Genomic DNA, 26,158 nt, shown 5'->3' with positions numbered 1-26,158 from the left:
TCATGGGCGGATTTTTACCACCAGCCAGTAGTTTTCGATCTTCCGGAATCCATATCCCTTGCCCATCAGATACCGGATCTCCCGCTGGGTTACGTTTCCACCTTTATAGAGCGCATTGTTCGGGTTCGTGACAAGCCTGATCGGTATCCCCTTCTTCAGCGCATGGTCGATGAATCTCTTGTTCAGGGTCCAGTTCCAGCGCCCCGATCCGCGCATCGGTACATTCAGTTTATAGAACCCGCCACGGTAATGATTTCTCTCAAGATATCGATTGATATCGACACTTGTTCCGAGTAGGCAGGTTTTGTTGTGGACGAGGACGTCTCGGTTTCCAGCGCCGACGAAATACGTGTGCAGGTCGTCGACGGTGAAGTTGTAGACCCTCGTCGACTCGCGGCGGTGGGTAGTGTGTTCGACCTGGACCCAGGTTCCGGAGCTGGTCTGGAGCCACTGCCCAGGTGTCAACTGGCTGGCGGGCACCCACTGGTGGAGTTCCGGGACCCAGAACGGGTGCCCGTCCGTGGCGGTCAGGAGCCCGGTCTTGGAGCCTGCAGGGCCGTCGGTGTCGATGGTGATGTCGACGAGTTGTTTGTCGCCGGTGCCTCGGATGAGGGTGCTGATGTTGTGGGCGCCTGTTTCGCCGGTCTCGGGGTCGGTGGCGAGCACCCGGTCGCCGACCTTGATGTCCTTGATGGGCCTGCGGGTTCCGTCAGCCATCACGACGGGTGTGTCGCCGGTGAAGCTGTTGGGTGTGCACACCCCGCGCGATGCCCAGCCGCCTCCGAATTCTCCTCCGATCATGCCGGCGAGGCATCCCATCACGGCAGAGGCTCCGACCTGTCCCCAGTTGACTTTGCGCCCGGACAGGCGCTGGGTGAGCCAGTCGATGGCGCCGTCCGTCAGTCCGCCGACCAGGCAGCCGACGAGCAGCGGGTTGTCGCCGCTGGGGTCGGTGTAGGTGGTGGGTGAGGACATGGCGTACTCGTAGAGGTTGGAGCCTCCGGCCTGGCCGATGGGGTCTTGGGAGATGAAGCGTCCGGTCTGCGGGTCGTAGTACCGGTCGCGGTAGTAGAGCAGGCCGGTTCCGTCGTCCTCGCGCCCGGTGTAGGTGTAGCGGTTTCCGGTGGCGGCCCCGGTGGCGGTGGCCTGGCCGGCGGGGTCGTAGGTGTAGGTGGTGGCGATGGTGCCGTCGCTGTTGGCCAGTCCCACGACACTGCCCTGGGCATCGGTCAGGTAGACCTGGTTCTTCCCACTCTCACTGCGGGTGAGGTAGTCGTCGAGCCCGCCGGTGACGACGGTGCCGGTGATCTGTCCTGAGCTGTTCTGCTCCACCAGTGGGTTGGAGCCGTCGGTGAGGAATTTGCTGGTGGCCCCGGCGGTGGTGCGGCTGGTCCTGGCCCCGAGCGGGTCGTAGCCGAAGGTGGAACTCTGGCCGGCCTTGGTCAGGCCGGTCAGCTGCCCGCGGGCGTTCCAGGTGTAGGTGCGGATGCCGTCGGCGGAGAGTTGCCCGTCCTTGTTGTAGGTGAAGGTGCGCCCGGCGTAGGTGCTGATCTGGTTGTCGACGCCGAAGGTCGTGCCGGTTTCGGCTGCGGGGAGTGCGATGTTGGCGAGGTTGCCGGTCAGGCTGGTCTGCAGGCTTCGCTCGTCGCGGCCGTACGCCAGGGTCCCGACGGTGGCACCGGCTCGGGTGTAGGTGATGTTTTTGGTGTTGCCGGTCTTGTCGTAGTCCGTGGTGCGGGTGAATCCCCCGGGCAGTGCGGCGGTCTTCTGCCGTCCGACGGCATCAAGGCCGAACACGATCTGGTCACTGCCTGTGGTCAGGGACGTCAGTGCACTGGACTTGTCGTAGCCGTAGGTGGTGGTGACACCCGCGGCGGCGAGTGAGGCGCGCCGCCCGTCGCTGTCGTAGCCGTAGGTGACGGTGCCGGTGGAGCTGGTGGCGGTCTTGACCTGGTCGTAGGGGTCGTAGGTGAAGCTCTCGTTGCCGGCCGCGGTGTCGGTGATGGTCTGGGGGAGGTCGAAGTCGTTGTAGGTGTAGGTGGCGGTCGACTCCGCGGTGCCGGTCGTGGTGACCCCGTAGGAGCCCTTCGTCTGCCGTCCGAGGAGGTCGAATTCGGCGGTGGCCACTTTCCCTGCCCGTGTGGTGGCCTTGGCGAGGTTGCCGGCGGCGTCGTAGCCGAAGGTGGACTGGTTGCCGAGTGCGTCGGTTGCCGACTTGAGCCGGTCGGCGTTGTCGTAACCCCAGCTGGCGGTGTGGGTGCGGGCGTCGGTGAGGCCCGTCAGGTTGCCGTTGTCGTCGTAGGCGTAGCCGGTGGTGAAGCCCATCGGGTCGGTCGTCTGGCGGACCTGGCTGAGCTTGTCGTACACGATCGCGGTCGTCGCGCCGGACGGGTCGCTGGTAGCGCTGGGGCGGCCTGCGGCGTCGGTGAACTGGCTCGAGATGCGGCCCTCGGCGTCTTTCACGGAGACCAGCTGGCCGAAGCGGTAGGTGAATTCGGTGACGCCGTCGGCGTCGGTGACGGTCTTGACCTGCCCGTCGGGCGCGTAGGTGTAGGTGGTGGTGCGCCCTTCGGGGTCGCTGACCGATTTCAGGTCCCCGTTCGTCTCGTACGTGTAGAGCGTCGCGTTGCCCAGGGTGTCGGTGCTCTGGGTCGGCTGGTCGAAGGGCCCATCGAGGGTTTCGGTGCCCGAGGAGCGGGCGTCGGCCGTGCCGGCGAGGTCCGTCGTGGAGGTGATGTTGCCGTTTGCGTCGTAGGTGAAGTCGGTGCGCCGGTTGTAGGGGTCGGTGATGGTGTCGACGCGGTGGCGTGTGCCCCGTCCGAAGAGGGTCTTGCGGGCCAGGGTCGTGTTGTACGCCTCGGTGTCGGAGGTGCCCATCCCGCTGGCGTCGAATTCCACACGACGGATTGATCCGCCGGGCTGGGTCACGTTGGTCGCGGTGACCTGGCCGGAGCCGTTCTTGTCGTAGGTGAAGGAGAACTTGGCGCCCTCGGTGAGCGTCTGGTCCTTGACCCGCCCGTCGGCGTAGTACGTGTTGGTCATGTAGGTGATGGCGCGGGCGTCGTTGGCGGTGGCGATGCGGTTGCTCGTGCCGTCGTAGGTGAACCGGCTGATCTTTCCTGCCGGGTCGGTGACGGTGTCCAGCCGGCCCGTCGTGTCGTACGTGTACGCGGTGGTGCGCCCGGTGTTGTCCTGGGTGGAGCTGACGCGGTGCTGGGCGTCGTAGGTGAGGCTGACCCAGCGTCCCGAGGAGGTGGCGGCCTGGATGACGTCTCCGTAGGGGGCGTCGGTGCGGGTCAGGCGCAGGTTGTTGCCGTGCCGGTCGCGGATCTCGGCCAGCGGCGCGTATTCGGGGAAGAACCAGACGGTCCCGTCGCGGAAGGTGAGGTTCCATCCGCCGTGGTTCGCGGTGTGGTCGTACTGGATCCGGGTGCCCTGGAAATCTGAGGACGAGTCGGTGGGTTCGAACACGGCGTCGTCGTAGTGCGTTCCGGGTGAGGTGCGCACGAAGTGGACTGTTCTGCCGCCGGGCAGGTACAGGTCGGTGTCCCGGTAGGTCGTCGTGTCGGCGCGGAACAGGCGGGCGTTGTAGCTGAGGTCGCGTCCGATACCGAAGGCGCGGGATCGGGTGTCGCCCTGCCAGTAGCTTCGGGTGACTTCGGCGTTGCCGAGTTCATCGCCGACGGCCAGGTCGGTGTGGGTGTCGGTGAGCAGACCGCTGTGCAGGTCGACCGGGTCGCCCGAGAGCCAGTCGACGACGTCGTCGAGCAGCGGGATGTCGAAGGGGATGGTGGCGGAGCCGCTGATCATTGCACCGTTGAACGCCCATACGCGGGTGTTCTTGTCCGGGATGACCTGGCGGCCGTCGGCGGAGACCTTCCCGTGCCCGTAGACGTGCCAGCCCTTGTCGGCCGGGTCGTAGTTGAGGAAGTCCATCTCGTGGCCGGGGGTCTGCTGGGTGTAGTTGGGATAGATGATCTGGGCGCCCTTGGGGAAGACGGTGGTCCCGCCGGGCTGGACGGTGAAGTAGACCGGGACCTGGCTGTCCTTGGGGAGGGGGAAGGGAGTGCGGTCCGTGGGGATAGCGGTGATGCCGAGCTTGGTGACCGTGTTCCCCTTGGCGTCACGGATGACGGAGCCCTTGGGAATGTGGACCTCGAGACCGGGGATCTGCGGGGTCTTGAGGACGACGTCCGTGCGGGCCGGGGCCGTGAAGGTGACGGTGTGCTTGGTGTCGAGGGGCGTCATCCAGACCGGGAAGCCCAGGTCGATGGCCCGTCCGGCGCGCGGGGTGATGCGGATGCTGTAGGTGCCGTACTGGCGGCTGCGGCTGTTCGCACTGCTGCCGTCGACCACTACGGTGCGGGCCTGGGCGCTGATGCCGGCCAGGAGGAAGCGCCCGCTGCTGTCGGTGCGTGCCGTCTTGTTCGCCACCGTGACGGTGACGCCGGGCAGCGCGGTGCCGTCGAGTTTCAGCACCCGTCCGGTGAGGGAGGTCTGCCCGGGCGGGGCCCGAAGTGCGGGCAGTGCGGCCGGGGCCGCACCTCGGTGGGTGGTCCAGTCGCGGCCGGAGAGGTTGCGCTGGTCCGGCTGCCAGGCATCGGCCCCCGTGGGCACGATGCCGGGGGCTGTATCGGTGTGTGCTCGTGCAGGCGGTGTTGTTGGCTTGTCCGCGGTGGCGGGGGTCTTCGCCAGGGTCCCGGTCACTTTGGCGCCCAGGGTGATGGTGCCGGTGGCCCGGGAGTAGGGGTCGACGGTCACGGTGTAGGTGCCGTCGGCCGTCAGCGCAGGAAGGTCGACCGACAGAGTCGCTTTCGCGACGTACCGGGCGTCGACCAGCCACTTGCCGTCCGGGCCCGCCACGGACAACTCCCAGTCATAGGGCGGAGCGTCCACGACGGTGGTGATCTTCTGGCCCTTGGTTCCGGCGAAGGTGTAGTGCGCGTTGCCGGCCGCCGCCGTGATGGCTGCGGGCACACGGGCTCCGCCGACCGTCAGTGTCCCGCCGTTGATGTCGTTGACGCGGCTGGCGGTGGCGTTCCCAGACACCGGCTTGGCCGGCTGGAGGAGGACCTGGTAGGTGCCGGCCTGCAGCGGCGGGCGCAGATCCGTCTCGCCGGTGGCCCCGGTCAGCGTCACGGCGGGCCCGGCACTGGCACCGGCCGACGTCTGGGTGACGATGTTCGTGACGCCGGTGAAGGTGCTGTTCGAGATCAGAACGGCGGCCCCCTCCCCGGCAGTGGCCTGCAGGGTGAACAGCAGTTGCTGGCCGGGCCGGGTGAGTGCACCGGTCACCGGTGAGGCGTTCGCGGGCAGCGCGCCAGCGTTGACCGGGGCGGAGAGCCACAGGGTGCCCGTACCGGTGGCGCCGTTGGTGGGCTCCAGGAGGACGGTGTAGGTCGCGCCCGCAGTCAGCGCGGCGAAGTATTTGGCCCCGTCCGTCGCCTTGGACACGGTGCCCAGATCCTTGACCAGTGCTCCGGACGCATCGAGCAGTGTCAGATTCGTGGTGTCGGTGAAGGTGTTGCTCGTCAGGGCCAGCCCGGCCATGCCGCCGGCCGGGGCGGTGAAGGTGGCGCGCAGGCGCTGCCCGGGCCGGGTGCTGCTCACCAGGGCCGAGGCGCCGTCGATCTGCACGACGTTGCCGATGTCCACCGACAGGGTCAGATAGAGCGACCCGGTGCCCCCTTGGTAGGGGTCGATGACGATGCGGTAGGTGCCTGTCTCCGGGAGATCGGAGAGGCCGATGGTGCCGGACTGCCCGGTGTACACCATCCGTTGGTTGATCAGCGTGCTGCCCGAGGGGTTGATGACGCTGACCAGCAGATTGGTGGTGACGGTGTTCGCGGAAAGCCCCAGCGATAGATCGTCGCCCGTGGTGGCCTGGAAGGTCGATTCGAGGTTCTGGCCGAACCGGGGGATGTCCGCCTTGGCCGGGGCAGCGCCGGTGGTCAGGGCAGCCAGTGTTGCTGTCTGCGACAAGGTCAGGGAGAGCTGCCCCGTTCCCAATGCGGTGGGGGCGACAACGATGGTGTAGGTACCGGTGGTTGGCAGGGTTTTCAGTTCCCATTCCGTCGGTGAGTTCCACCAGGCGGTCTGGGTCTCCAGGACGGTGCCACTGGGTGTCTTGATCGTCACGGGCAACGATGTGGTGAACCCGGTCGCCGCCATGCCGAGGGAGAGCTGCTGCCCCAGTTGGCCCTGGAAGGTGGCGGTGCCGTTCTGTCCCGGCCTCGATATGGGGACCTGCACGGCCGGTCCGGTGGTGGTGGCCACTCCCCCGGTGCTGTAGTTCGAGACGCTGGCCTGCGCCGTTCCGGTCGCGGCGTTGTACGGGTCCAGGACCAGTTCGTAGGTGCCGGTCTGCGGCACGGAATCCAGGTCGATGGAGTCGGCGCCCTTGTTGGGGATCAGGCGTTCGGTGAGTTTGTCGCCGTTCGGGGCGTAGAGCAGGGCGTTGACCGAGGTCATCTGTAACGCGTCGACGCCCAGGCTCACGGAGTCGCCTGCGGTCGCGGTGAAGGTCCAGCGGGTGTTCTGCCCGGCCCGGGTCATGGCGGCCGCGGAGGGTGCTGCCGCGTAGTCCAGGGCTCCCCCGGCGGCTTCGGACAAGACGAGACTGGCCGAGCCCACCCCGTTGGAGTTCGGTTCGACGTAGAGCGAATAGGTGCCGGACAGGGGAAGGTGGCGCAGGTCCCAGTCGTTCGGGGCGCTGCCTGCGATGGACGTCGTGTCCACGGTCGCGCCCTGCGGGTCGACCAGGCGCAGCGTCACCGCGCTGAATGTCGAACCGGTGAACCCGAAGCTGACGTCGTCGCCCCGGTCGGCCCCGAACAGCACCTGGTAGATCTTTCCGGGCTGCGACACAGCAACCGGCACCGGTGCGGTGTCCGTTGCCGTGGTGCGCACCGTTGCTTCCACGTTCGAGGTGCTGGGTACGGTGAAGTCTTTCGGGGCGTTCGTCTGCCCGTCGGGGGTGTCCAGGGTGACCTGCCCGCTCGAGGCACCGGGTGGCACCTTGACGGTGAGGGCCGTGGCGGTCCGGGAGACGACCACGGCGATCAGGCCGTTGAACCGCACCACGTTGTCCGTGTCGGCCGCGGCGAACCCTGATCCCGTCAGCGCCACTTGGGTGCTGGCGGGACCGGTAGCCGGACTCATCGCTGTGATCGCCGGACCGGGACCCGCCAGCGAGAACGGCTCCGAGGAGGAGACGGTGGTCGTGCCGGTCTTCACCGCGACCGTTCCCGTGCCTGCTGCGGCAGGGACCGTGACCGTCAGGCGAGTCGCCGTGGCCGTGGCGACGGTTGCCGTCTTTCCGCCGCCGAACGTGACGGTGTTGCCGGTTAACGACGGAGCGAACCCGGTCCCTGAGATGGTGACCCTCGTCCCGGCAGCTGCCCTGGCCGGAACGATCGACAGCACTGACAACTGGCTCGAGGGGTAGCGGTCCACACCAAGCCGGTTTCCGGTGGCGTCATACCGATACCGGGCTGTCTCCCCAGCCGGGTCCGTCACTCCGACCATCCGGCCGGCCGCATCGTAGGCGTACACCGCGGAGTTGGTCACCGCCGCCGCACCAGCGGCGCCACGGGCCGAGTTCTTTGCCGACACAGAGGACGAGGGGCCCGCGGGCTCCGCCTCCTGCGGTGGTGCGGAAGACGCCTGCGGCGTCGGCGAGGATGTGCTGTGCGGCAGGGAGGCTGCAGTTGGCGCATCTTGCGCTGCGAGACTTCCGCCGGCAAGCGCCATCATCACCGCACCGACGATGACCCGCCGGAATCTCATACCCAGCCGTGCATTGAGCCGTTCGCCGTGCTGACGCACCGCGCCCCCCGGATCTCCACATGAACCGCAGCAGGCCCATGTACTTCACGCACACCGCGCAGGGCGACACAACCTACACACAGGCCGCTTTCACATCCTGGGAATCCAGCACCTATTGACGTGCCCCCTTCATAAATGAGCCACCTCCACGATCACCAGAGGGCCTGAAACGGACCCCAAAACTCCAGCACAAAGACACCGATCACTCACGGTGTGCGGTCACCACGCCCAGCCCCACCGCGCTTGACCCGGCATCGGACGTCGCTCGCCAAACTGTCCGAAAGGCAGTACGAAGCGCCGCACCACGGTCGACCGTCAACTGGCGGTCAGCCGCGACGCCGATTGCGCCAGTCCGGCCTGCCCACAAGTGAGTGAGTTCCTTGAGGACCAGTACTTCACGACGCCAGGTCCCCACCCCGCGGCTGCCTGGCAAGCGCCTGTACCGACAAGGCGCCAGCCGCGCAACCGCCCTGCGGACACCCGTACAGCAGCCCACAAGTCGCTTACCACCTCAACGCCTCGTACGGTCGCGGTGGGCGTTCCGACAGGACGACCTCGCGGCCCCGTGGCCTTCGCACGTACACGGGGCCGCTCCCCTTGTTTCCTCTCACCGTCTTCCGGCCGCGGATGGTCGCGGATCGAATGGTGGTGCGGGGTGTCACCGCCTGGGGGCTGCCGGGTGGCGTTCCGGCAGCGGATCAAGGCCGGTCTCCCGGTGCGCCGCCCGTCGTGGTGCGGGGGTGGTCAGCGCGCTCACGCGGTCGGCGAAGTCGGGATCGGGCAGGGGCAGGGGGAGTTCGAGGTCGTCGTCGTCGACGAACGCCACGGCGGCCGGTACGTAGTGAAGTACGGCGTTGACGGTGTCGGGTACCGCCGTCGCGTCCTTCCTCAGGGCTCGGATGATGCGCAGCACGGTGGGGACGTCGACCTCGTCGTCATCGGCGTCGTGGACGGTGATCTCGGCGGCCTGGCAGTCCCACCAGTCGGCCTCGCCGTGCTGTCCCAGTGCCCGGTGGTGCAGGGAGAGGCAGTACGTGGCGGCGGGGTCGCCGGCACCGGCGGCGAACTGCCACCAGAAACGGGCGGACTCCTCACGGTCGAGGAGCTGGAGCATGCAGCCCAGTACCAGGGCTCCGGCCGGATCAGGGACCCGCTCGAAGAAAAGTTCCAGGTCGCCGAGGGCCTTGGGGTGGGTGATGACGGTACGGCACAGGACCGCCAGGTCCTGCTCGGCGGAAGCTTCGTCCGGCCGAGGGCTGGGTTCGGCGAGCAGTTCACGCCAGGCCGGTTCGAGTTCTTCGTCCTGTGCGCTGTGTGCGGTCGCGCGGGCGGCGATGCGCCGCTCCGCATCCTCGATATCGGTCTGGGTGCAGGGCCGGTGCAGCAGTCGGGCTCGCGCGAGCAGGTCATCAATGGGCGACGTCATCAGCGTGTCCTTCCCGGTGCTTGGCGGGCAGTCCGAAGGCCTCGCGCAGCCGGCGTTTGGCGTGGCGGGCGGTGGATCGCACGCCGGCGGGGGTGATGCCGAGCTCGTCGGCGACCTGGTCCACGCTCAGGCCCTGGAGGTGGAGGAGGATCGTCACGTCCATCTGGCGCGGCGGGAGCCGGCGGATCGCGGCAAACTGGTTGAGGCTCTCCTCGAGCTGGCCGATCGGGTCGACGCTGTGGTGCAGGGCTGCCGTCTCGAAGGCCGCCCCGATTAAGGCGATCCGCCTTCCGCGGGCTCGTCCCACGTCGATGGTGCGGGTGCGCAGGATGCTCCAGGCATAGCCGGCCGGGTTCTCCTTTGTCAGCACCGCACCCCAGGTGGTGAGGATCTACTCGAAGGCGGCGTCGACGGCCTCCTCGGCATCCGCGCGGTGGTTGAGGTAGGTCTCGGCCCAGCGCAGGTAGGTGGGCCGGTGCATCTGATGGAATGCCGAGAAGTCCACCGGCAGCTGCTTGTTGTTCGTCATCGGCGTGGAGTACGGCAGGCCCTGACTCACTGCTGCCCCTCCCGGTGGGTACCGCGCTGCATCTCGCTCACGCCCGCCCGCACCCCGGCCGCCGCGGCACGGCGCAGCAGCAGGGCCGCATCACGGCCGAACACCCGCAGCGCGAACGCCGCCATGACCACATCGCCCACACGTTCCATCGTCACGAGACCATCGGTCCTGATCCGTAGGTAGGACAGTCCAGGACGAGATCAGACTTCGTTACGGGCTGTTCGAGCAGTGGGACCGTGACGCTCATGACCACCCGGGCATCTCATGCCTCACCGTAGATCGGTGCGCGGTGCTGCTGCTCAGGGTGGTGGCGGTCGCGTGGGCGTCGGACGGACGCCTCGTCGGTCCCGGGCCTCAACGCCTCCCCAAACCTTCATGTCGCACCTCATAGAGGAGTGGTGAGTGATCCAGGAGCAGCGAGAGGCGCCCGTCAGGCTGGCGGGCGTCGCGCGCCGCCACCGCTTCCGTTCAGCGGGATCAGCGACTCCAGATGGGCGCCTTTGACCCAGGAGCCGAGCAAGTCGCGGTGCAGGGCAACGATGTCCTGGCGCACCGCCAGGCCGAGGGCGGCCTTCGTGAACGCGCGGCACGTGGTGACGAACAGGGCAACGTCCGCGCCGTACTCGAGGCGGGCGGTGCCGACGAACTTCTGCATGTCCTGGGAGGAGACGCTGCGCTCGGGCGCGTACTTCTTGACCTGGACGACCAGTTTGCGGCCGTCGGCGAGGTAGCCGACGGCGTCGGCCCCCAGGTCGCCGCTCTTGCCGCTCACGACGACATCTCGACAGCCGTCCCGCCGGCACAGGTCTGCGACGTAGTGCTCGAATTCCTGCCAGGAGAGTTTGTCGACCTCGGCCATGGACAGTTCCCGCACCCTGGTCTCTTCCTGTGCCCGCCACTGACGGTCTCCTTCGACGGCGTGCAGGTGCGCTCGCCACAATCCCCATCCGGCCCCGCCCAGCACGGCTATGCCGAGCACCGCCACCAGGACGGGCCACACCACCGCCCAGTTCCCGGCCACCCACACCCCGGCGATCACCGCCGCTACCGCACCCCAGCCCTGCAGTTGCCTGCGTGTGCGCTTCCTCATGCGTCGGCGCCGTCGTCGTGCTGCCATCACTTCCCCACTCCCCCACGCTCGTGATCCGCAGTGTGAAAGGCCGGACCTGCCCCGGCAAGAGGGCCTCGCCGCCGCGCCAAGGGACGCTCCGGCACCTATCAGTGGTCGAACCGGATCGGGTAGGAAACCGTCGGCCGCGGTGCCGGCTTCGGGTTCTGCCAGCCCTCGAAGTGCACCGGGTACGTGGCAGTCGACGCCGGCCGGGGCCCCGGCACTTGACCGTCGCTGCCGGCCGCACGCGACGCCCCTTCGTAGCCCGCGACCGCGAGTCCCAGCACCACCAAAATCGACAGATCCCGTCGTGCCCCCGGCGCCCACCGGAAATGCCGGCGCACTCTCGTCCCGCCCCGCTCGTGCTCCTCCACCATTGGCATGTCCCGCCCCTCCCCCAACACGGGCACGCTGGCGGCCCGTTGAAATGAGGACACCAGCCGGGACTGACAACACGTCACGCGAAGGCCACCTGCAGCGGCGGAATCCAGACGCCGATACCGCCCCTGCGTCCGCGACGGGGAGCAGCGACCAGGCTGTTTCCGTGATGCGGCGGCCAGGAATCAGCCGAATACTCTGCCCTGCACTCCAGGGCAGCTTCGCCTCCCCGCCCGCCGGGACCTCCAGGGCTCGGGGGCGCGCATGGAGCGGGCCGGTAGCGTCTGCGGGGTGATCGATGACGTTGTTGTCTGGCACCAGCTCGCCGCATTGCTGCCAGAGGCCGATGCCCAGGAGATCAAGGACTGCTGGGACATCGGCGAGCAGGAAGCGGGGCTTGGCCTGCTCGTCTCCGGGCTCCTCGCCCGCCGGGTGCCGATCAGTGAGACGGTCAGGGCGCGGATATCCGTGCTCGCAGAAGTCTGGGGCGAGAGGGAGTCGCTCACGCCCCGGCTCCTTCAATGCCGTAGGGACGACGCTCCGGCCCAGCTGAAGCTGATCGAACACGCTGACAACATCGTCAACTCGCCGGCAGTCGGGGCCGACCCGGACGTGGCCAACGTCCTCGTGCCGTGGATCGCCTGCACGCGATGTGGCCATGTCCTGACGCGGGCCCACACCCGAGAACACTGGGGAGACCTCTCCTACCTAGCGGGAAACTACGTGATCACATCGCCGGAGGGCGACGCGATCCAGCGATTCCTCCCCACCGACTCCGTGGGCACGGCCTTGGCCGCCCTCTTGGCTGGGTGTGCAGAGCCCACGAACGACCGCTGATCCGGAAGGCACACCGCCAAAAGAAACGACGTCTTGGCCACCAGAACTGGAACCCAAGGCGTGGGGCAGGTCAGCCTTCCCCCGATGCGTCGTGGAGTGTGTGTAGGACCCTGGCCATGGGTTGTGGCCAGGGTCCTCGTCTTCCTTGGACGACGCGCTTTACGTCGTCAGGCGTCGCCGTATGACCGGCTGTCTGCTTGATGCTTGCGTCGGCGCGGGGTGGCAGGCCGTACGCGCGCCGTGCACCATGCCTGGTGGGCGGCCAGGAGCTCGGCTCGTTGCCCTGGTGAGGCGTCTCGCAGTGCCATGCGAAGGGTGATGAGGTCGCTGATGTGCCGCAGCAAGCAGGCGAGCATGCCGGGTGCCAGCTTCAGCAGTTGTGTCAGCACGAGAGCCAGCGGGAAGGTACCAAGAAGCACCTTTTGGGGATCCATCGCACACTCCTGGTGTCGGTCACGGAACGATGCTTGACCGGCCGGTCAGCTTCAGGAGACCTCCACCTGGGCGTTCACAGCTTCAGGTGAACGAAGTGAAGATGTCCTTTCGTGAGGGGTGAGGCGGTTTGGACACGCATCCACAACCTGACAAGGACGCGGGCGCAGCGTTGAAACGCTGGCTCAGGGCTACTCTCGACGATAAAGGCTGGTCCCAAGCAGATCTGCGCCGCGAGCTTGAGCTCGACGGCGTCACCGTCGCGGCAGGGACGATCAGTCAGGCTCTGAATCCTGATCACAAAGGGCTTCCGTCAGCCCAGACCCTGACCAAGATTGCGACGGTTCTGGGCCTGCCCCAGAAGAAACGGCTCGAGTTGCAGCAGTTGCGCACACGTGCGGATCGTGAACACGGACCGTGGTGGGGCAGCTTCCTGGCAGCCGCGCAAGGGGCCGCTGCCGGGCATCTGTTGGACGCTCTGGGGGTAGGTGCGCCGAGGCTGTCAGATATATACGTCCGCCAGCGTGTGGTCGCCTACCCGGCAACGGCCGGGCTTTGCGGGAGCGTTGAGAGCGAGATCCTCGGGCTGGAGGAGCATTGCGTCGTGCTCGCGGATGCCGGCGGGGGGAAGACGAGCATGCTGCACGCGATCTGGTCCAGCTCGACCAGGACTTGGCTGGAGGAGGGCCCTCAAGCGGTGGTGCCGGTCCTCGTGACGGCGGCAAGTCTCACAGCGCACCGGCCGTTGCCTGAACTGCTGGCTCAGGCCGTGACCGCCGGGCTGAGCCCGTATGGGCTGCTCGAAGACCTTCCCGCCGCGGTCTTCCGCACCGCGCCACACCCCGGAACGCGTTGGCTGATTATGGTCGATGGTCTGGATGAAATCCTTGACCCGAAGGTGCGATGTGCTGTCCTGCGGCGATGCATTGCCTTCGGCAGCGGGCAACCAGACGACAGCTTCTACCGCTTCGTGTTTGCCACCAGGCCCTTGCCCACGGAGGAGATGGACATACTCGGTCCGGCGACGCGTCGGTACCAGCTGCAGCCCTTCCAGCTCAGTGAGATACCGGTCGTTGCGGAGAAGTGGTTCAGCTTCCTCGATCCCAGCGATGCTGAGCGCACGGCCTCGGCGTTCGTCAGTGAATTGCAACGTCGTCGTCTCTTCCCGCTGGCCGCCAACCCGTTGATGGCAGGACTGCTGTGTCAGCTCTACGGGGCACGTCCGGGGGGAGGGCTACCCGGTCACCGCAGTGACATCTACCGGGACTTCGTCGCGCATCTCTACCGCCGCCAGGCGCAGGGCGACGGTGTGGGCGACGGCGCACTCTTTCCTCAGGCGCAGGCGTCGCTGTCTCAGTACGGGCCGGAGGTCGTCGAGGCGGCCATGTCCACGCTGTCGCGTCTGCCTCATCTAACAACCTACGTCGCGGCCGAGCGACAGGACGGGAACACCGCCTCTCCGCTCGCCATCCTCCTGACCCGGCCCGAAGCCGCTTGTCCCGGGTGGGCCGCGGACGGCTTGCATCAGGTCTGGGAAACCTTCCTACTCGAAGGACTGCGCCGCAGCGGCTTGTTCACGGTCCGTTCCGGTGAACTCGGTTTCGCTCATCACACGTTGCAGGAATATCTGGCTGCCTGCTATATCGCAGGTGACCCCCCGGCCAGCAAGCGGGCGGTGAAGGATCTCTTCCAAAAACGCCTGAAGCGGCCCCGCTTCTATCTGCCAAGGATGTGGGATCCCCCCTACGAAGACGACAACGACTCCTTTCTGGGCTTCCTCATCGACGCCTGGTCAAAATCCAGCAGCAAGGTTGCAGTCGAATCTGCACTTCTGCGCATCGCCACCCGCGGCGGCGACGATTGGATCGTGGAACAGGCGATGATAGGGACCCAGTTACCGAAGGATGCCGTAGCCATCGTGGCAGAAATTTTTGTCGCACTGCCGAGTGAATTCCGCGATAGCTACTGGAACGTCACCTGCGCAAGCCAGGTGGCCAAGCTCGGCGATAGCCGCGGCTTCGAGACCCTTGCCCGTCTGGTCAGCGAGCCGTCGCTCGACGACGAGGACCGCTTCAAGGCCGCTTGGGAACTCGCCTACCTCTGCGATCAGCGAGGCATCGCCGGCCTCAGAGCGATGGCCGACAACACCGCGACCGCGCCCGAACCTCGGATTCGCGCAGCATGCGCCCTGCTGGAGTTCGCCGACCCCTATGGCGCCCAGGCGCTGGCCACTCTGGCCTGTGAGGATCGCGGCTCCGCGCCCTGGGCGCCCAAGCCAGAGCCCGTCCCCCGCACCCAGCTGGAACAGTTCGAACAAATGCGCCGCATAACCAATACCCTTCACCGGCACGCGAGCCAGATACGTTCGGATGAGGAAACCCAGCTCATGGTGGTTGCAGCCTTGTCACGGTCGAACGAACCACGCGACCGGGACACGCTCAGTACCCTGGCCTGCGACCCCACCCTCAGCCCCAAAATCAGGATCATGATGGCTGCGGTGCTGGCCCGACTCGGGGACGCCCGGGGGCGGGACACCCTGGAGACGCTGGCCAGTGACAAGTCAGCCAGCGAGTTTGAAAGGCTCGATGCCGCTGACGTGTTGGCGGAATGCGCCGATCCCCGCTATCAGCCGATCCTCGAGCAACTTGTCACCAGTTCCTCAACGGGGCATCCCTTGATGACAGGTGATGAGGGATTCCAAGCAGCCCGGCTGCTCATCCACCGCGGCGGCGAAGAAGGACTCAGCGCTGTCCACCAACTCGCCGTCAACCCCGCCGTTCACGCCGCGATACGACTCAAGGCCGCGATGGTGCTGACGGAAAGCACCGACTGGCGAGGGCTTCAAGCACTGGAAATCCTCTCCCACGACCCGCTCGCCCGCCCCGAGGACCGCACCTGGGCAAAACGCCAGCTCCGAGACGCGACACGTCCACAAGACCGGTAATCTGACCCGGGGTGGCCGGGGCCCGTCAGATCGTCCGGACGGTAGCAGGGGTTTGTGGCCCGGGTTGGCGCTCGTGGAGGTACCCGTGGGCGCAGGCTTCGATGACTCGGCGCGGGGAGACTGTCCGGAAGTTCGTGGGTTGATCTTCAAACGACCCGGGTCGCACCAGCTCAGAACTGACACACCACCGCTGATCCACGATCTTCCGGACAGTCTCCCCGTACTGGGTCTCTGAGCCGTCGACATCCTCGCCCGCGGCGATGCCGCCATCGCTGCCCCTCAGCCCCGGCGCACTCACGGGCGTCGGTGGCGCTGCGGGGGATGCCGGTCCGGTGTACTTGGCCGAGGATCGGCGCACTGTTCCCCGTGCCGCGATCCCTCCCCGTTCGGCGGTCACCGCCTCCGTCGGACTGGGCGGCGGAACGGGGCGGGTGGTGCCACAGGAGGGCCGCCCACCGGGGCGGGTCCGGGACCCGGCACGCGCAGTTGCCACAGTGACACCCCCAACGCGGCGACTCCGGCCACCGACCCGGCAACACCCCAGGCCTGACCGGATCCTTCCAGGTGCGCGGCTGTCACCCACACCAGCAGCCCCACCGCCGCACCGGCTCCCAGTAGAGCAAACCCCCACCAATACATCCGCTGCCAGCCCGTCATGCCCCACGGTCCCACCGAAGACATGGTCAAGTCTTCTCGGGAAGCACGGACCAAACGACTTGGGTGTAGCTCGTGGCTCATACATCCGGCCTCTGTTGGTGTTCTTTCGGGAAGCCATCAGGTCCGCGCTTCGGAGCGTGGCGGAAGGCCGAGGTCCGCCGCGGAAGCGATCGAGGGGGCGTCCCTGGCTGAGGTGCTCGCATCACTGGACACGCATACGCAACTCCGGCACGGTCGGTCGGGTATCCGACGAGGGGGCAAACGATGGTCGAGCAGACAGACTTCCGGGGCTGTGCGCTGGTGGCGAACGGCAAGTCGGTGGTGTACGAGGTCAGTCAGGGATTTGCGGATGCCCGGAGTGGTACGAGGTGTACCGCGGACACCCGCTTTCAGATCGCGTCGGTGAGCAAGCAGTTCACGGCTGCCGCGATCATGCTGCTCGTGGAGCGGGGCGTCGTCGCGCTGGACCACGAGGTGAGCCGCTGGATCGGTGACTGCCCGCCGAGCTGGCGCGGGATCACGGTGCACCACCTGCTGACGCACACCTCGGGTCTGGGGCACTGGGAGGACTTTCCGGAGCTGGACCTGACCGCTTGGCTGGCGCCCGATGAGGCGGTGAAGGTGTTCCAGGAGGCCTCGCCAAAGTTCAAGGTCAGTTCCGACTGGTACTACAGCAGCCCAGCGTATGTACTGCTCGCTCGCATCGTCGAGGAGGCCGGCACTGAGCCGTATCCAAGGTTCCTGACGCGGCAGATCTTCGAACCGCTCGGCCTGAGCAACACCTTCGCCGGCTCGCCCGCCGGCCGCTGCGAGGTGGCGACTGGCTACGCAGGGACCACCGTGGCCCCGTCGTTCGAGCTGGACTCGCTCGGAATGGGGGCGGGCGACATCTGGTCTACCACCGGCGATCTCCTCCGCTGGGACCGCGCACTGGCCACTGGCGAATTCCTCGGCGGCGAGTCCCGGCGGCTGATGTTCACGTCACACGCAGCGACCGGCATCGGGCAGCTGGATGCGTACGGTTACGGCTGGCAGCTCGGCCGGGTCGCCGGGCACGAGGTGCGCTGTCACAGCGGTGACAACAACGGGTTCAAGGCATTCAACGCCTGGTTCCCGAAGCTCTCGGCCTACGTCATCGTGCTCTCCAACCACAACGAGACCGACCCGGCCGCCCTCACCGTTCGCCTCACCGAAGAGCACATCATTGGCGCCAGGAGGTGACCGACCGGCTACGCGTATGGGTCTGGAGGACGTCAGGGTCCAGGGACCGCCAGGCCACAGCCCCTGCCCGATACCGGCAACGCACCGTAGCCCCAACCGCTCCCTCCTTCCTCGCAGGTCAGAGCGGATTCGCCCAAGGAGTTGCCGTGTCTCCAACGATGCGCCGCGCACTGCGGCGGGCGCACCTGCGCATCCCCCTCCGCGGCGAGCTCCGACTCCCCCTGTCCGACGAGCTCTTGGACGACGCCGTGCGCGCGCTGGGCTTCCGGCATTCGCGGCCGAGTCCCGAGTGTGCGCTCGAAGCCCTGTGTCATCTCCTCGAGAATTCCTCAGACCAGGCTCGCCCCACGAGGACAACCAGGACGATGCCAACGAACGCTCACTCATGACGCCGGACCCTGCCATGACCTGCAGACACTCGTCCCTACGACAGAGCTACACCCACGTCCGATAGCGTCCAGATACAGCGCTGGGTGGCCCAGATCCTGGACGAGGCCGGCACCGATCCGCAGCAGGACTACGTCACGGCCGTCAAAACGCTCCGCCAAGCCGTACCCGACCTCGGACGTGGCGCGGCGGTCCTGCCGGTTGGCCCCCTCACCACCACACTGGTTCCTTGACCTCGCCCGTCCCCGCCAGTTCACCGCGCCTGCCCGCTCTCGTATTCGGAGGCTCTCGTGTATCTGCGTATCCCCCTCACTACCCTGACCTTGGCCACAATGACGATCACTGCCGTAGGCGTGGCAACACCGGAAGCAGTCGCGGCAAGCCAGGGGAATCACACCGTCAAGCGCGGCGAGACCCTTGCCGCAATCGCCGCCACATACAAGATCAAGGGCGGCTGGAAGAGCCTGGCCAGCTGGAACAGGCTGAAGAACGCAAACGTCATCCACGTTGGGCAGCAACTCACCCTGCAAGCGCCCACCACGAAGCCATCGAGGACTGCCACGAAGGTACTGCCCGCGATAATGGCGAGGACAGGCGGCGGCACGCAGCTCATCACCGTGACCGGTACATCGTTGAAGTCGACCACCGCCACACTGACCTGGTGGACCAAGTCCGGGTCCACGTGGAAGCCGGACGGGAGCGTCCAGGCGCGCCTCGGCGCGAAGGGCATGGCCAACGGAGCCACCCGCAAGCAGGGGACGTTCACGACACCGACCGGGTTGTTCGGAATGCCGTTCGCGTTCGGCACGAGGAGACCGCCGAAGGGCACCACGCTGCCCTACAAGAAGGTCACCTCGTCCGCCTGGTGGTGTGAGGACAATCGGTCCGTCGCACTCAACCGGTGGGTGGACCCACTCCCCAAAGATTGCAGGGCCAGTGAGTCCGAACACCTGGTCAACTACCCAGTGCAGTACGCGATCGCGGTCGTTATCAACTTCAACTACACCCGGCCGGTGAAGAACCGAGGCGCGGGGATCTTTCTCCACATCAACGGTCGGGGATCCACCGCCGGATGCGTATCGGTACCCGCCTCGACGATGGCGAAGCTGACGGCTTGGCTGAAACCGTCCGCGAAGCCCCACATCGCGATCGGCACGACCGCCGGCGTCACTGCGATCACCCGGTACTAGTCGGCTTCGACGGGGTGGCAAGTGCCACAGCAGAGCGCGGCAAAGCTGTACCGGGGTACCCGCGCCCAGGACGGGACCGAAGGATCAACTGTGGCCCGCAGGGACCCACAGGCCCTCCCCCGCCTCGCGTCCCCTCGCACGGGTCGCTTCCGTCACCGTCTCAGACTGCCCGGCCGAGGAGGGCCAGCAGCCGCTCGTGTGCCAACGCGCATTCTGGGGCTGACTTCTGCGGCCCGAACATTCTGGGCCTGCGGAAAGCATCCATGTCCATTGGCCGCATGTGTGCGAGCAACTCCTCGCGCATCTGCTGATCAACGAGGTCGGTACGGTCAATGGCGAGCGCCAGGTCGATGCCGTGGACGAGTATTTCGCTGAGGTGGATCAACGCTGCCATTGGCCCGGGGACGGTCCCGAATCCGAGACGGACTTTGACCTTGGCCAGGTCGGTGTCGGTGTCGGTGTCGGTGTCGGTAGGGTCCGCATGATGCATCGCAGTGCCGACACAGTGCGACCGCCACCTCCGCCCGTTTCCGAACGGTTGGCAGCATCAGCACCCACAAGGCATCGGTTCAGCGCTCCATGGTGCATTCCAGGGTGATGAGCATCTTCATCAGCGTCCCCTTCCCGCCTCGGGGGCGCGGACGCGCGCCCATACGGGTGTCGCCGGGAGTGGGGGTGATGCTGATCGAGGCGAGTGCGCGGCAGGTCGCGGCTGACGGGTCAGGACTGGATCGGGGTGCTGTCCTGCGTCGACATTCCGGTGCGGAGCTTGGTGAGGGTACGGGCGAGGATCCGACATCGCTGAGCTTCGCGGAACGGGGGCGTCCCGGGCAGAGCGGGTCTTCGCGACCCTGCCCGTACTGTTACTCGGCCCTGCCAGGACTCACCCCGCCTGCCGCACATGGCTGGTGACGAACGCGGCGGCCTGGTCGAGGGCCTGGGCGGCCTCGTCGGCCATCGCGGCGAAGCCCTGGAAGACGTGCGGTGCCCCGGGGAAGGTCCGCAGGGTGACGGGGACGTCGGCGTGTGCGGCGTGCGTGGCCAGGCGCAGGGCGTCGTCGAGCAGGATCTCGCGCCCGCCGACCTGGATCAGCAGCGGCGGAAGTCCGCGCAGGTCGCCGTGGAGCGGGCTGGCCAGCGGGGTGCGCGGGTCCGCACCGGCGAGGTAGTCGGCGGCCCGGGTCCGCAGCGCGCGGGGGGTGAGCGCCGGATCGTCGTCGGCCCTGGCCGCCAGGGTGGAGCCGGTCAGGGCGAGGTCCGCCCACGGGGACATGACGGTCGCGGACGACGGCTGCGGCAGCCCCGCGTCGCGGATCGCGAGGAGCAGGGCAAGCGCGAGGCCGCCGCCCGCCGACTCACCCGTGACCGCGATCGACCCGGCGGGTACTCCCTGGTCGAGAAGTGCCCGGTAGGCGGCGAGGGCGTCGTCCGTGGCGGCCGGGAAGGGGTGTTCGGGGGCGAGCCGGTAGTCGACGGAGTAGGCGGTGGCCCCGGTGCGGCGGGCGATCTCGGAGACCAGGCCGACGCTGCCGGCGGCGGAGCCGATCGCGTAGGCGCCGCCGTGGAAGTACAGGACGGTGGCGGCCGTCGGCCCGGTGGTGCCGGCGCGCACCTCGACGGCGGGCACCCCGCCCAGCTCGGTGGTCCGGGTGCGAACGTCGCTGGGCAGCGGCACGGAGCCGAGCATCTGGTCGAAGACGACACGCATTTTCTCCACGTCACCGCCCAGGTCCAGCGGCGCGTTCCGCAACAGGTCGGATATGGAGTCCAGCTGACGTCGGGTCATGTCATCGGTTCCTTGCACTGAGAGACGAGGGAGGAATGAGAGGGGAAGGGGGTCAGGCGATGCCGCCGTTGCTGAACAGCACCTGGCCGTTGATCCAGCGGCCGCCGGGACCGGCGAGGAAGGCGACGGCTTCCGCGATGTCCTCGGGGGTGCCGAGCCGCTCCAGGGGCGCGGCGGAGGCGATCTTGGCGATCAGTTCCTCGCTCTTGCCCTCGACGAAGAGCGGCGTCGCGGTCGGCCCGGGGGCCACGGCGTTGACGGTGATGTCCCTCCCGCGCAGTTCGCGGGCCAGGATCAGGGTCATGGCCTCAACCGCGCCCTTGGTCCCCGCGTAGCCGCCGTAGCTGGGCTGCTGGAGGCGGGTCACCGAGGTGGAGAAGTTGATCAGCGCGCCGCCGGGGCGCAGGCGGCGGGCGGCGAGTTGGGAGACGACGAAGGTGCCGCGAACATTGACGCGGTGCATCCGGTCGAACGATTCGAGGTCCATCTCGGCGAGGGGGGCGAGCAGCATGATCCCGGCCGTGTTGACGACCGCGTCGACGCCGCCGAAACGGCTCTCCACGGTGTCGAAGAGACGGGTCATCTCGGCCGGTTCGGCGACGTCGCCGGGCAGAGCCACCGCCGTGCCGCCGGCCGCGACGACGGACGTGACGGCCGCCTCGGCCTTCGTCGCGCTTCCCGCGTAGTGGATGACGACGGTCATGCCGTCGGCGGCGAGTCGGTGTGCGACCGCGCCGCCGATGCCGCCCGAGCCGCCGATCACCACGGCCACCCTGGGCCGACTGGCATCGTTCCGCGTCGCCACGCTGGCTTCCGCACTGTTCATGGCTGCTCCCGTGATCCGATCCGGCCCCGGCAGGGCCTGGCGATGGGTCAACCCTCCGGCGCGGGCCGCTATTTGTCCAATGCATCACAAATATGTACGTTATTCAGATGGTGCATATGGAACGGGTCGATCTCAACCTGCTGGCCCCGCTGGCCGCGCTGCTGGAGGAGCGGCACGTCTCGCGCGCCGCCGAGGTCGCCGGTATGAGCCAGCCTGCGATGAGCCGGGCGCTGCAGCGGCTGCGGGACACGCTCGGCGACGAGCTGCTGGTGCGCACGCCGCGCGGCTACCGGCTCACTCCGCGGGCCGAGCGCGTCCAGCGCGAGGTGCGGGCGGTTCTGCCGCGCCTGGAGAGCTTGTTCTCACCGGAGGAGTACGACCCCGCCACGGCTGCCGAGACCTTCCGAGCCGCCGGGACCGACTACAGCAGGGTGTTCGCCCCGGCCGTGTTCCAGCGCGTCTTCCGGGAGTCGCCGCGCTCTACGCTCCACTTCCGCAGCTGGCACGACGCGATCCACGAAGACCTGGACCGGGGCGTCGTCGACCTGCTGTTCCACGCCAGGTCGGAGCCGGTCACCGCGCTGCGCACCGAGCACCTCTTCGACGACCGGTTCGTGTGTGTGCTCAGCGCGGACCACCCCCTGGCCAGGCTCCCGGAGATCACTCTGGACACGTACCTGGAGGCCACGCACGTGATCGTCGGCACCATCGGCGAGCGCCAGACCGCGATCGAGCGGCGGCTGGAGAAACTCGGGGCCCGCCGCCGGGCCGGGCTGACCGTGCCGTACCACTCCCTCGCCGCGCAGTCGGTCCCCGGCACCCGGCTGATCCTCACGCTGCCCGCACGACTGCTGACGGAAGAGCGTTCCGACCCGGGCATCCGGATTCTGCCCGCGCCCGAGGAAATCCGCTCGCTGCATTACGAGATGGCCTGGCATCCGCGCCTGGACGGCGACCTGGGGCAGCGCTGGCTCCGGGATACCATCCGGGCCGTCACCACCGAACTGCCGGACATCGATCGGGAGTTCATGGACTGATGGGATTAACGGCCTCTGCCATCGATCCGGTGATGGGAACTCCGTTCTTGGCCTGAGGCTGCGAGCAGCCACTGGAGCGCGCTCCACGCTTTGTGCCGGGATCCGCGCAAGACCTTGCTGCCCACGGCGACAGCCAGCACCCGGCTCTCGTTTGCGCCGCCTTCGACGGACACCGGGGCCCCTCGCAACCGCGAGGAGCCCCGGTCCAGCCTTCATGGCAGGTCATTGCCTCATGGGTAGGCGACCACATTGCTGGGAGTGGTGTTCGAGGCAGTGACCGCCCCGGTGTCGTTGATGACGTGGGTGATGGTGCCCACGCCGCCGAGTGAGACGGTCAGAGCGTTGTGGAACTTCACGCCCGGAGTGTTGGGCACCTCGAAGGCGTGGTAACTGTTGACCGCCGGGTTGACGTTGAAGTAGCAGTAGCTGCCGAGTCCCCACGCCTCATGGGTGGTGACGCCCGCGCCCACCTTGTAAGCGGCATATCCGTTGACCCCTGCCGCGCTCATCCACGCGCCCTGGTTGGGCACGTCGTACGGCATCTCGTTCTGGAAGAAGATCGTCTTGCCGTTCTGGCCGTTCCAGACGACCTCGTGCTTCTGGTAGTGCTCGACGAAGAGTCCGGTCGCCAGGACGCTGCCGCCGTTGACGATCACGCCGGTGTCCGCCGTGTTGGTCGTCCAGCCGAAGGTGCCCGCCTTGCCGTGGTCGGCTCGCCAGGCCCAGATGTGGTCGATGATCGTGTTGTTGCTGTTGACGATCAGGCTGGTTGTCGCCTTGCCGGCGATCTGGCCGCCGATCCGGAAGAACACGTCCTGGATGGTCGTCGGGTTGCCCGCGTGGCTGGCGGACGATCCGGTCGGGCCGACGGTCAGCAGCGCCGCCGAGTTGGTGGTTCCGGCGTCGATCAGCAGGCCCTTGAGACGGACGCCGTCCACGTCGGCGACCTGCATCGCGTTGACGCCGTTGTCCGGGACGAAGGTCGGGTAGCCGATGCCGAGGACGACGGTGTTGGCCCGGGTGATGTTCAGCGTCTGGTTCAGGTGGTAGACGCCCGGGGTGACGAACAGGTTGCAGCCTTGAGAAAGCGCGTTGTTGATGGTCGCCGCGGTGTCGCCGGCCTTGACCACGTAGAACTGGCTCATCGGCTGGGAAGTCCCGGGGGTGCTGCCGTTCGCCCAGCTCGCGCCCGAGGCGTTGGTCCGCAGCGACGGGAGGAACACACGGTATTTTCCGGCACCGTCGACGTACAGATACGGCACGTCACGGGAGACCGGGGTGGTGGCCAGAGTGGTCTCGGGCGGGTTGGGGAAGGTGTTCGCGGGAGCGCCGGTGGTGCCGGAGAAGACCATGTTCCACACGCCGCCGGCCCAGCTGCCCAGGTTGCTGTCCCGGGTGTACCACTGCTGCTGTGAGATGGACGCCGCCTGGCCGCTGACCTTGGTGTCGGCGATGTAGCCGCCGCTTGCCCAGCCGTAGCTGGCCGGGTAGAGCTGCAGGTCGCCGCGGACGTCGATCCGGCGGAACGGGGCGGCCTGGGCCACGGCCCAGCGGTTGCCGCCCACCGGATTGATGGCCAGGTTCTCGGCCGAGCGCCAGAAGTTCTGCGTCGCGTTGCCCGCGTCGGAGGCGTTGAAGGCGTCCACGGTGACGTGTCCGTTGATCGTCACGTCGTCCGGGTTCTGCCCGAGACCTGCCACCGAGGTGTAGTAGCCGACATTGTCGTCGACGGCGTATGTACCCGGCTTGAAGAGTTGTGCCACCCGGTTCTCGCTGAACTGCGCGGTGGCGGTGTCCTTCATCTGGGCGAACTGCGCGTCGAGCTGCGCCTGGATGGTGGCGCTCGACATGGTCGGGTCGTAGATGTGGACGTTTGGGCCGAAGTTCGGTGTGTCCGACTGGGTGGGGCAGCCGGCCGATGCGCCGATCGTGTACGTCGCGCTGGCAATCGCGGAGTTGGTGAGTCCGGACTTGATGGCGATGGCCTTGATGGTGGTGGTGGACGTGACGCTGATCGACGCGCTGTAGAGGGTGGACGCTGCGGTGGGGGTGGAGCCGTCACGGGTGTAGCGGATGCTCGCGCCCGGGGTCGCGTCGGCGAGCGTCACGCTCTGGGCCGATGCGTAGGTGCCCGCTGCCGGAGTGAAGGTGGGTGTGGCGACGGTGCCTGTTCCGCTGCCGCCCTGGGTGTACGTGAAGTGGGGGGTGTCGTACTGCGGTCCGCTCTTTTCGTAGGTGAACCAGTACTCCAGGACCGTTCCGTTGGCGAGCGAGCCGACGGTCTGAGTCCATGTGCCCGCATTGTTGGTCATACGGACGTTCTGTTGGTTGGCGCTGTTGACGAGGTAGTGCACGTCGACGTAGACCGCGGACGTGGTCGGTGTGAACGAGATCTGTGCCTGCGTCGAGCTCAATTGCGTGACGCTCTGGGTGTAGTCAGGCGCGGCTGCCGAGGCGGGAGCGGCGCTCTGGCTGAGGCCGAGCAGTCCGACGAGCGCGAGGAGGAGCGCACTCAGCAGGGCGATGACGCGATGGTGCGGACCTGGCAGGGGTCTCATGCGGCCGGGCGGGACGGTCGTGCGCATGGGCGGGGATCCTTTCGCCTGGTTTCGTGAAGTGAACACCGGATCAGCGCGGAAGAAGAGTGAAGACGGTCTCGACAATGCGCAGCGCATCGCCTTCCCAGGTCTGCAGACCTTTGAATCAACCTCTTGAGAACGCTCTCAATCTACGGATAGGCGAGGTGCTGGGTCTGTCAAGGCAGTGTTGAGTGACATCGGTGAACCGTCAAGACAATGGGCATACTTCAAGTCTTGAACGCTCATTACGCGCCAAGTCGAGCCGAGTTCGGCCACAAGAAAGGTCAGTTCGCGAGTTGCCGAAACTGACCTCCGGTGTCCGAGCCACCGAAATCTCGACCTCAAGGATCGACTTCCCGGCCGTCGGGACCTGCGCAGATGACGCTCTTCATCGGCATAACCAAACGGAAGACCCACTGGCCCGCTCCCGACGCGTGGGGCGTGAAGATCAAGCCGGTGAACGCCGCAATGCTCAAAGACCATTCCCGTCGCGTTCACCCTCCGGCGGCTCCAGGTGACCGTCCCGATCGCCGACCTGCCAGAACTGACCACGTACCCCACGATCACGTCGCTACCGCTCGATGCCGTCGCCCCCGCCGACTGGACTACCGTCGGCCGCTAAGGCTGTCCCGGAATGCGGTGCCGGGCTGCACGCCGTCACCGGTCAGCCCGAGCCAGGCCCTGCCGCCAGGAGGGCGCCGCCTGTCAGTCCTGCATGCAGACGAGGTATTTCATGCAGTGGAGGTTCCTGTCGGTGATGTTGCACGCCGTCATGGCGGCGGGGAAGATCGTGCTGCCGGGTACGGTCACGACGGATGCGGCAATGACGAGAGTTCGCCCGATACTTGGCAGGCGAACGGCGGGCGTCGGGGGCTATGCGCTCGTATCCCGAGACGTGGACCAGTGCCGGCATGCGTGCTCGAACACGACTCGGTCTGGGACCCAGCGGCGGTGGCGCCCA

The 26,158-nt window shown here is 67.3% G+C and carries 17 protein-coding genes; 6 read left to right on the top strand and 11 right to left on the bottom strand.

Annotated features, from left to right (window positions below; all coding sequences use genetic code 11):
- The 6 genes from OG707_RS40870 to OG707_RS40845 form a co-directional block, all read right to left on the bottom strand.
- Positions 1-7,569: a polymorphic toxin-type HINT domain-containing protein gene (locus OG707_RS40870; protein WP_329127177.1), complete on the bottom strand. Its 7,569-nt coding sequence runs from the start codon at positions 7,567-7,569 to the stop codon at positions 1-3.
- Positions 7,570-8,485: 916 nt separating this feature from the next.
- Positions 8,486-9,253, bottom strand: a complete 768-nt coding sequence (locus OG707_RS40865) for a hypothetical protein (RefSeq protein ID WP_329127175.1) — start codon at positions 9,251-9,253, stop codon at positions 8,486-8,488.
- Entirely contained in the window at positions 9,237-9,623 is a 387-nt protein-coding gene (locus OG707_RS40860) for an RNA polymerase sigma factor (protein WP_329127173.1), read from the bottom strand. Before OG707_RS40860 ends, OG707_RS40865 begins: the two co-directional genes overlap by 17 nt.
- A 21-nt stretch (positions 9,624-9,644) precedes the next feature.
- On the bottom strand, positions 9,645-9,812 hold the full coding sequence (locus OG707_RS40855) for a hypothetical protein (RefSeq protein WP_329127171.1): 168 nt from the start codon (positions 9,810-9,812) through the stop codon (positions 9,645-9,647).
- Positions 9,809-9,967 (bottom strand): hypothetical protein, encoded by a 159-nt coding sequence (locus OG707_RS40850; protein ID WP_329128247.1) that lies wholly within the window; start codon positions 9,965-9,967, stop codon positions 9,809-9,811. The genes OG707_RS40855 and OG707_RS40850 overlap by 4 nt, the downstream gene beginning before the upstream one ends.
- A gap of 275 nt (positions 9,968-10,242) precedes the next feature.
- On the bottom strand, positions 10,243-10,902 hold the full coding sequence (locus OG707_RS40845) for a restriction endonuclease (protein ID WP_329127169.1): 660 nt from the start codon (positions 10,900-10,902) through the stop codon (positions 10,243-10,245).
- 690 nt (positions 10,903-11,592) lie between these two features.
- On the opposite strand from OG707_RS40845, the gene OG707_RS40840 reads away from it, so the two are divergent.
- Complete coding sequence (locus OG707_RS40840; protein WP_329127168.1) at positions 11,593-12,138, top strand: hypothetical protein; 546 nt, start codon at positions 11,593-11,595, stop codon at positions 12,136-12,138.
- A 167-nt stretch (positions 12,139-12,305) separates the two neighbouring features.
- On the opposite strand, the gene OG707_RS40835 is transcribed toward OG707_RS40840, so the two are convergent.
- A complete protein-coding gene (locus OG707_RS40835) occupies positions 12,306-12,572 on the bottom strand; it encodes a hypothetical protein (RefSeq protein WP_329127166.1) in 267 nt (88 codons plus the stop codon).
- A 128-nt stretch (positions 12,573-12,700) separates the two neighbouring features.
- Here OG707_RS40835 and OG707_RS40830 point away from each other — a divergent pair, with 128 nt between their 5' ends.
- From OG707_RS40830 to OG707_RS40815, 4 genes are all read left to right on the top strand, one after another.
- Positions 12,701-15,514, top strand: a complete 2,814-nt coding sequence (locus OG707_RS40830; protein WP_329127165.1) for an NACHT domain-containing protein — start codon at positions 12,701-12,703, stop codon at positions 15,512-15,514.
- A 921-nt stretch (positions 15,515-16,435) separates the two neighbouring features.
- Positions 16,436-17,392, top strand: coding sequence for a serine hydrolase domain-containing protein (locus OG707_RS40825; protein ID WP_329127163.1), 957 nt, complete (start codon positions 16,436-16,438; stop codon positions 17,390-17,392).
- A gap of 473 nt (positions 17,393-17,865) precedes the next feature.
- Entirely contained in the window at positions 17,866-18,012 is a 147-nt protein-coding gene (locus tag OG707_RS40820) for a hypothetical protein (protein WP_329127162.1), read from the top strand.
- 99 nt (positions 18,013-18,111) lie between these two features.
- The gene (locus OG707_RS40815; protein ID WP_329127160.1) at positions 18,112-18,969 is read left to right on the top strand and encodes a LysM peptidoglycan-binding domain-containing protein; all 858 of its coding nucleotides are present in this window, start codon (positions 18,112-18,114) and stop codon (positions 18,967-18,969) included.
- A gap of 160 nt (positions 18,970-19,129) precedes the next feature.
- Here OG707_RS40815 and OG707_RS40810 read toward each other — a convergent pair whose 3' ends face one another.
- The 3 genes from OG707_RS40810 to OG707_RS40800 form a co-directional block, all read right to left on the bottom strand.
- On the bottom strand, positions 19,130-19,459 hold the full coding sequence (locus OG707_RS40810; protein WP_329127159.1) for a hypothetical protein: 330 nt from the start codon (positions 19,457-19,459) through the stop codon (positions 19,130-19,132).
- Positions 19,460-19,852: 393 nt separating this feature from the next.
- A complete protein-coding gene (locus OG707_RS40805) occupies positions 19,853-20,755 on the bottom strand; it encodes an alpha/beta hydrolase (RefSeq protein WP_329127158.1) in 903 nt (300 codons plus the stop codon).
- Between the two features lie 52 nt (positions 20,756-20,807).
- Positions 20,808-21,581 (bottom strand): SDR family oxidoreductase, encoded by a 774-nt coding sequence (locus OG707_RS40800; protein WP_329127157.1) that lies wholly within the window; start codon positions 21,579-21,581, stop codon positions 20,808-20,810.
- Positions 21,582-21,688: 107 nt separating this feature from the next.
- Between OG707_RS40800 and OG707_RS40795 the strand changes: the two genes are divergently transcribed.
- Complete coding sequence (locus OG707_RS40795; protein ID WP_329127156.1) at positions 21,689-22,618, top strand: LysR family transcriptional regulator; 930 nt, start codon at positions 21,689-21,691, stop codon at positions 22,616-22,618.
- Between the two features lie 230 nt (positions 22,619-22,848).
- Here OG707_RS40795 and OG707_RS40790 read toward each other — a convergent pair whose 3' ends face one another.
- The gene (locus tag OG707_RS40790) at positions 22,849-25,203 is read right to left on the bottom strand and encodes a chitobiase/beta-hexosaminidase C-terminal domain-containing protein (RefSeq protein WP_443071457.1); all 2,355 of its coding nucleotides are present in this window, start codon (positions 25,201-25,203) and stop codon (positions 22,849-22,851) included.
- Positions 25,204-26,158 lie beyond the last annotated feature (955 nt).

Source organism: Streptomyces sp. NBC_01465 (assembly GCF_036227325.1).
GTDB lineage: Bacteria > Actinomycetota > Actinomycetes > Streptomycetales > Streptomycetaceae > Streptomyces.
This window is presented reverse-complemented; position numbering and strand designations above follow the sequence as displayed.

Coding starts and splice junctions, on each gene's coding strand:
- OG707_RS40795 (WP_329127156.1), top strand. CDS start 21,689: ATGGTGCATATGGAACGGGTCGATCTCAACCTGCTGGCCCCGCTGGCC.
- OG707_RS40800 (WP_329127157.1), bottom strand. CDS start 21,581: ATGAACAGTGCGGAAGCCAGCGTGGCGACGCGGAACGATGCCAGTCGG.
- OG707_RS40845 (WP_329127169.1), bottom strand. CDS start 10,902: ATGAGGAAGCGCACACGCAGGCAACTGCAGGGCTGGGGTGCGGTAGCG.
- OG707_RS40805 (WP_329127158.1), bottom strand. CDS start 20,755: ATGACCCGACGTCAGCTGGACTCCATATCCGACCTGTTGCGGAACGCG.
- OG707_RS40835 (WP_329127166.1), bottom strand. CDS start 12,572: ATGGATCCCCAAAAGGTGCTTCTTGGTACCTTCCCGCTGGCTCTCGTG.
- OG707_RS40790 (WP_443071457.1), bottom strand. CDS start 25,203: ATGCGCACGACCGTCCCGCCCGGCCGCATGAGACCCCTGCCAGGTCCG.
- OG707_RS40825 (WP_329127163.1), top strand. CDS start 16,436: ATGGTCGAGCAGACAGACTTCCGGGGCTGTGCGCTGGTGGCGAACGGC.
- OG707_RS40815 (WP_329127160.1), top strand. CDS start 18,112: ATGACGATCACTGCCGTAGGCGTGGCAACACCGGAAGCAGTCGCGGCA.
- OG707_RS40865 (WP_329127175.1), bottom strand. CDS start 9,253: ATGACGTCGCCCATTGATGACCTGCTCGCGCGAGCCCGACTGCTGCAC.
- OG707_RS40810 (WP_329127159.1), bottom strand. CDS start 19,459: ATGCATCATGCGGACCCTACCGACACCGACACCGACACCGACACCGAC.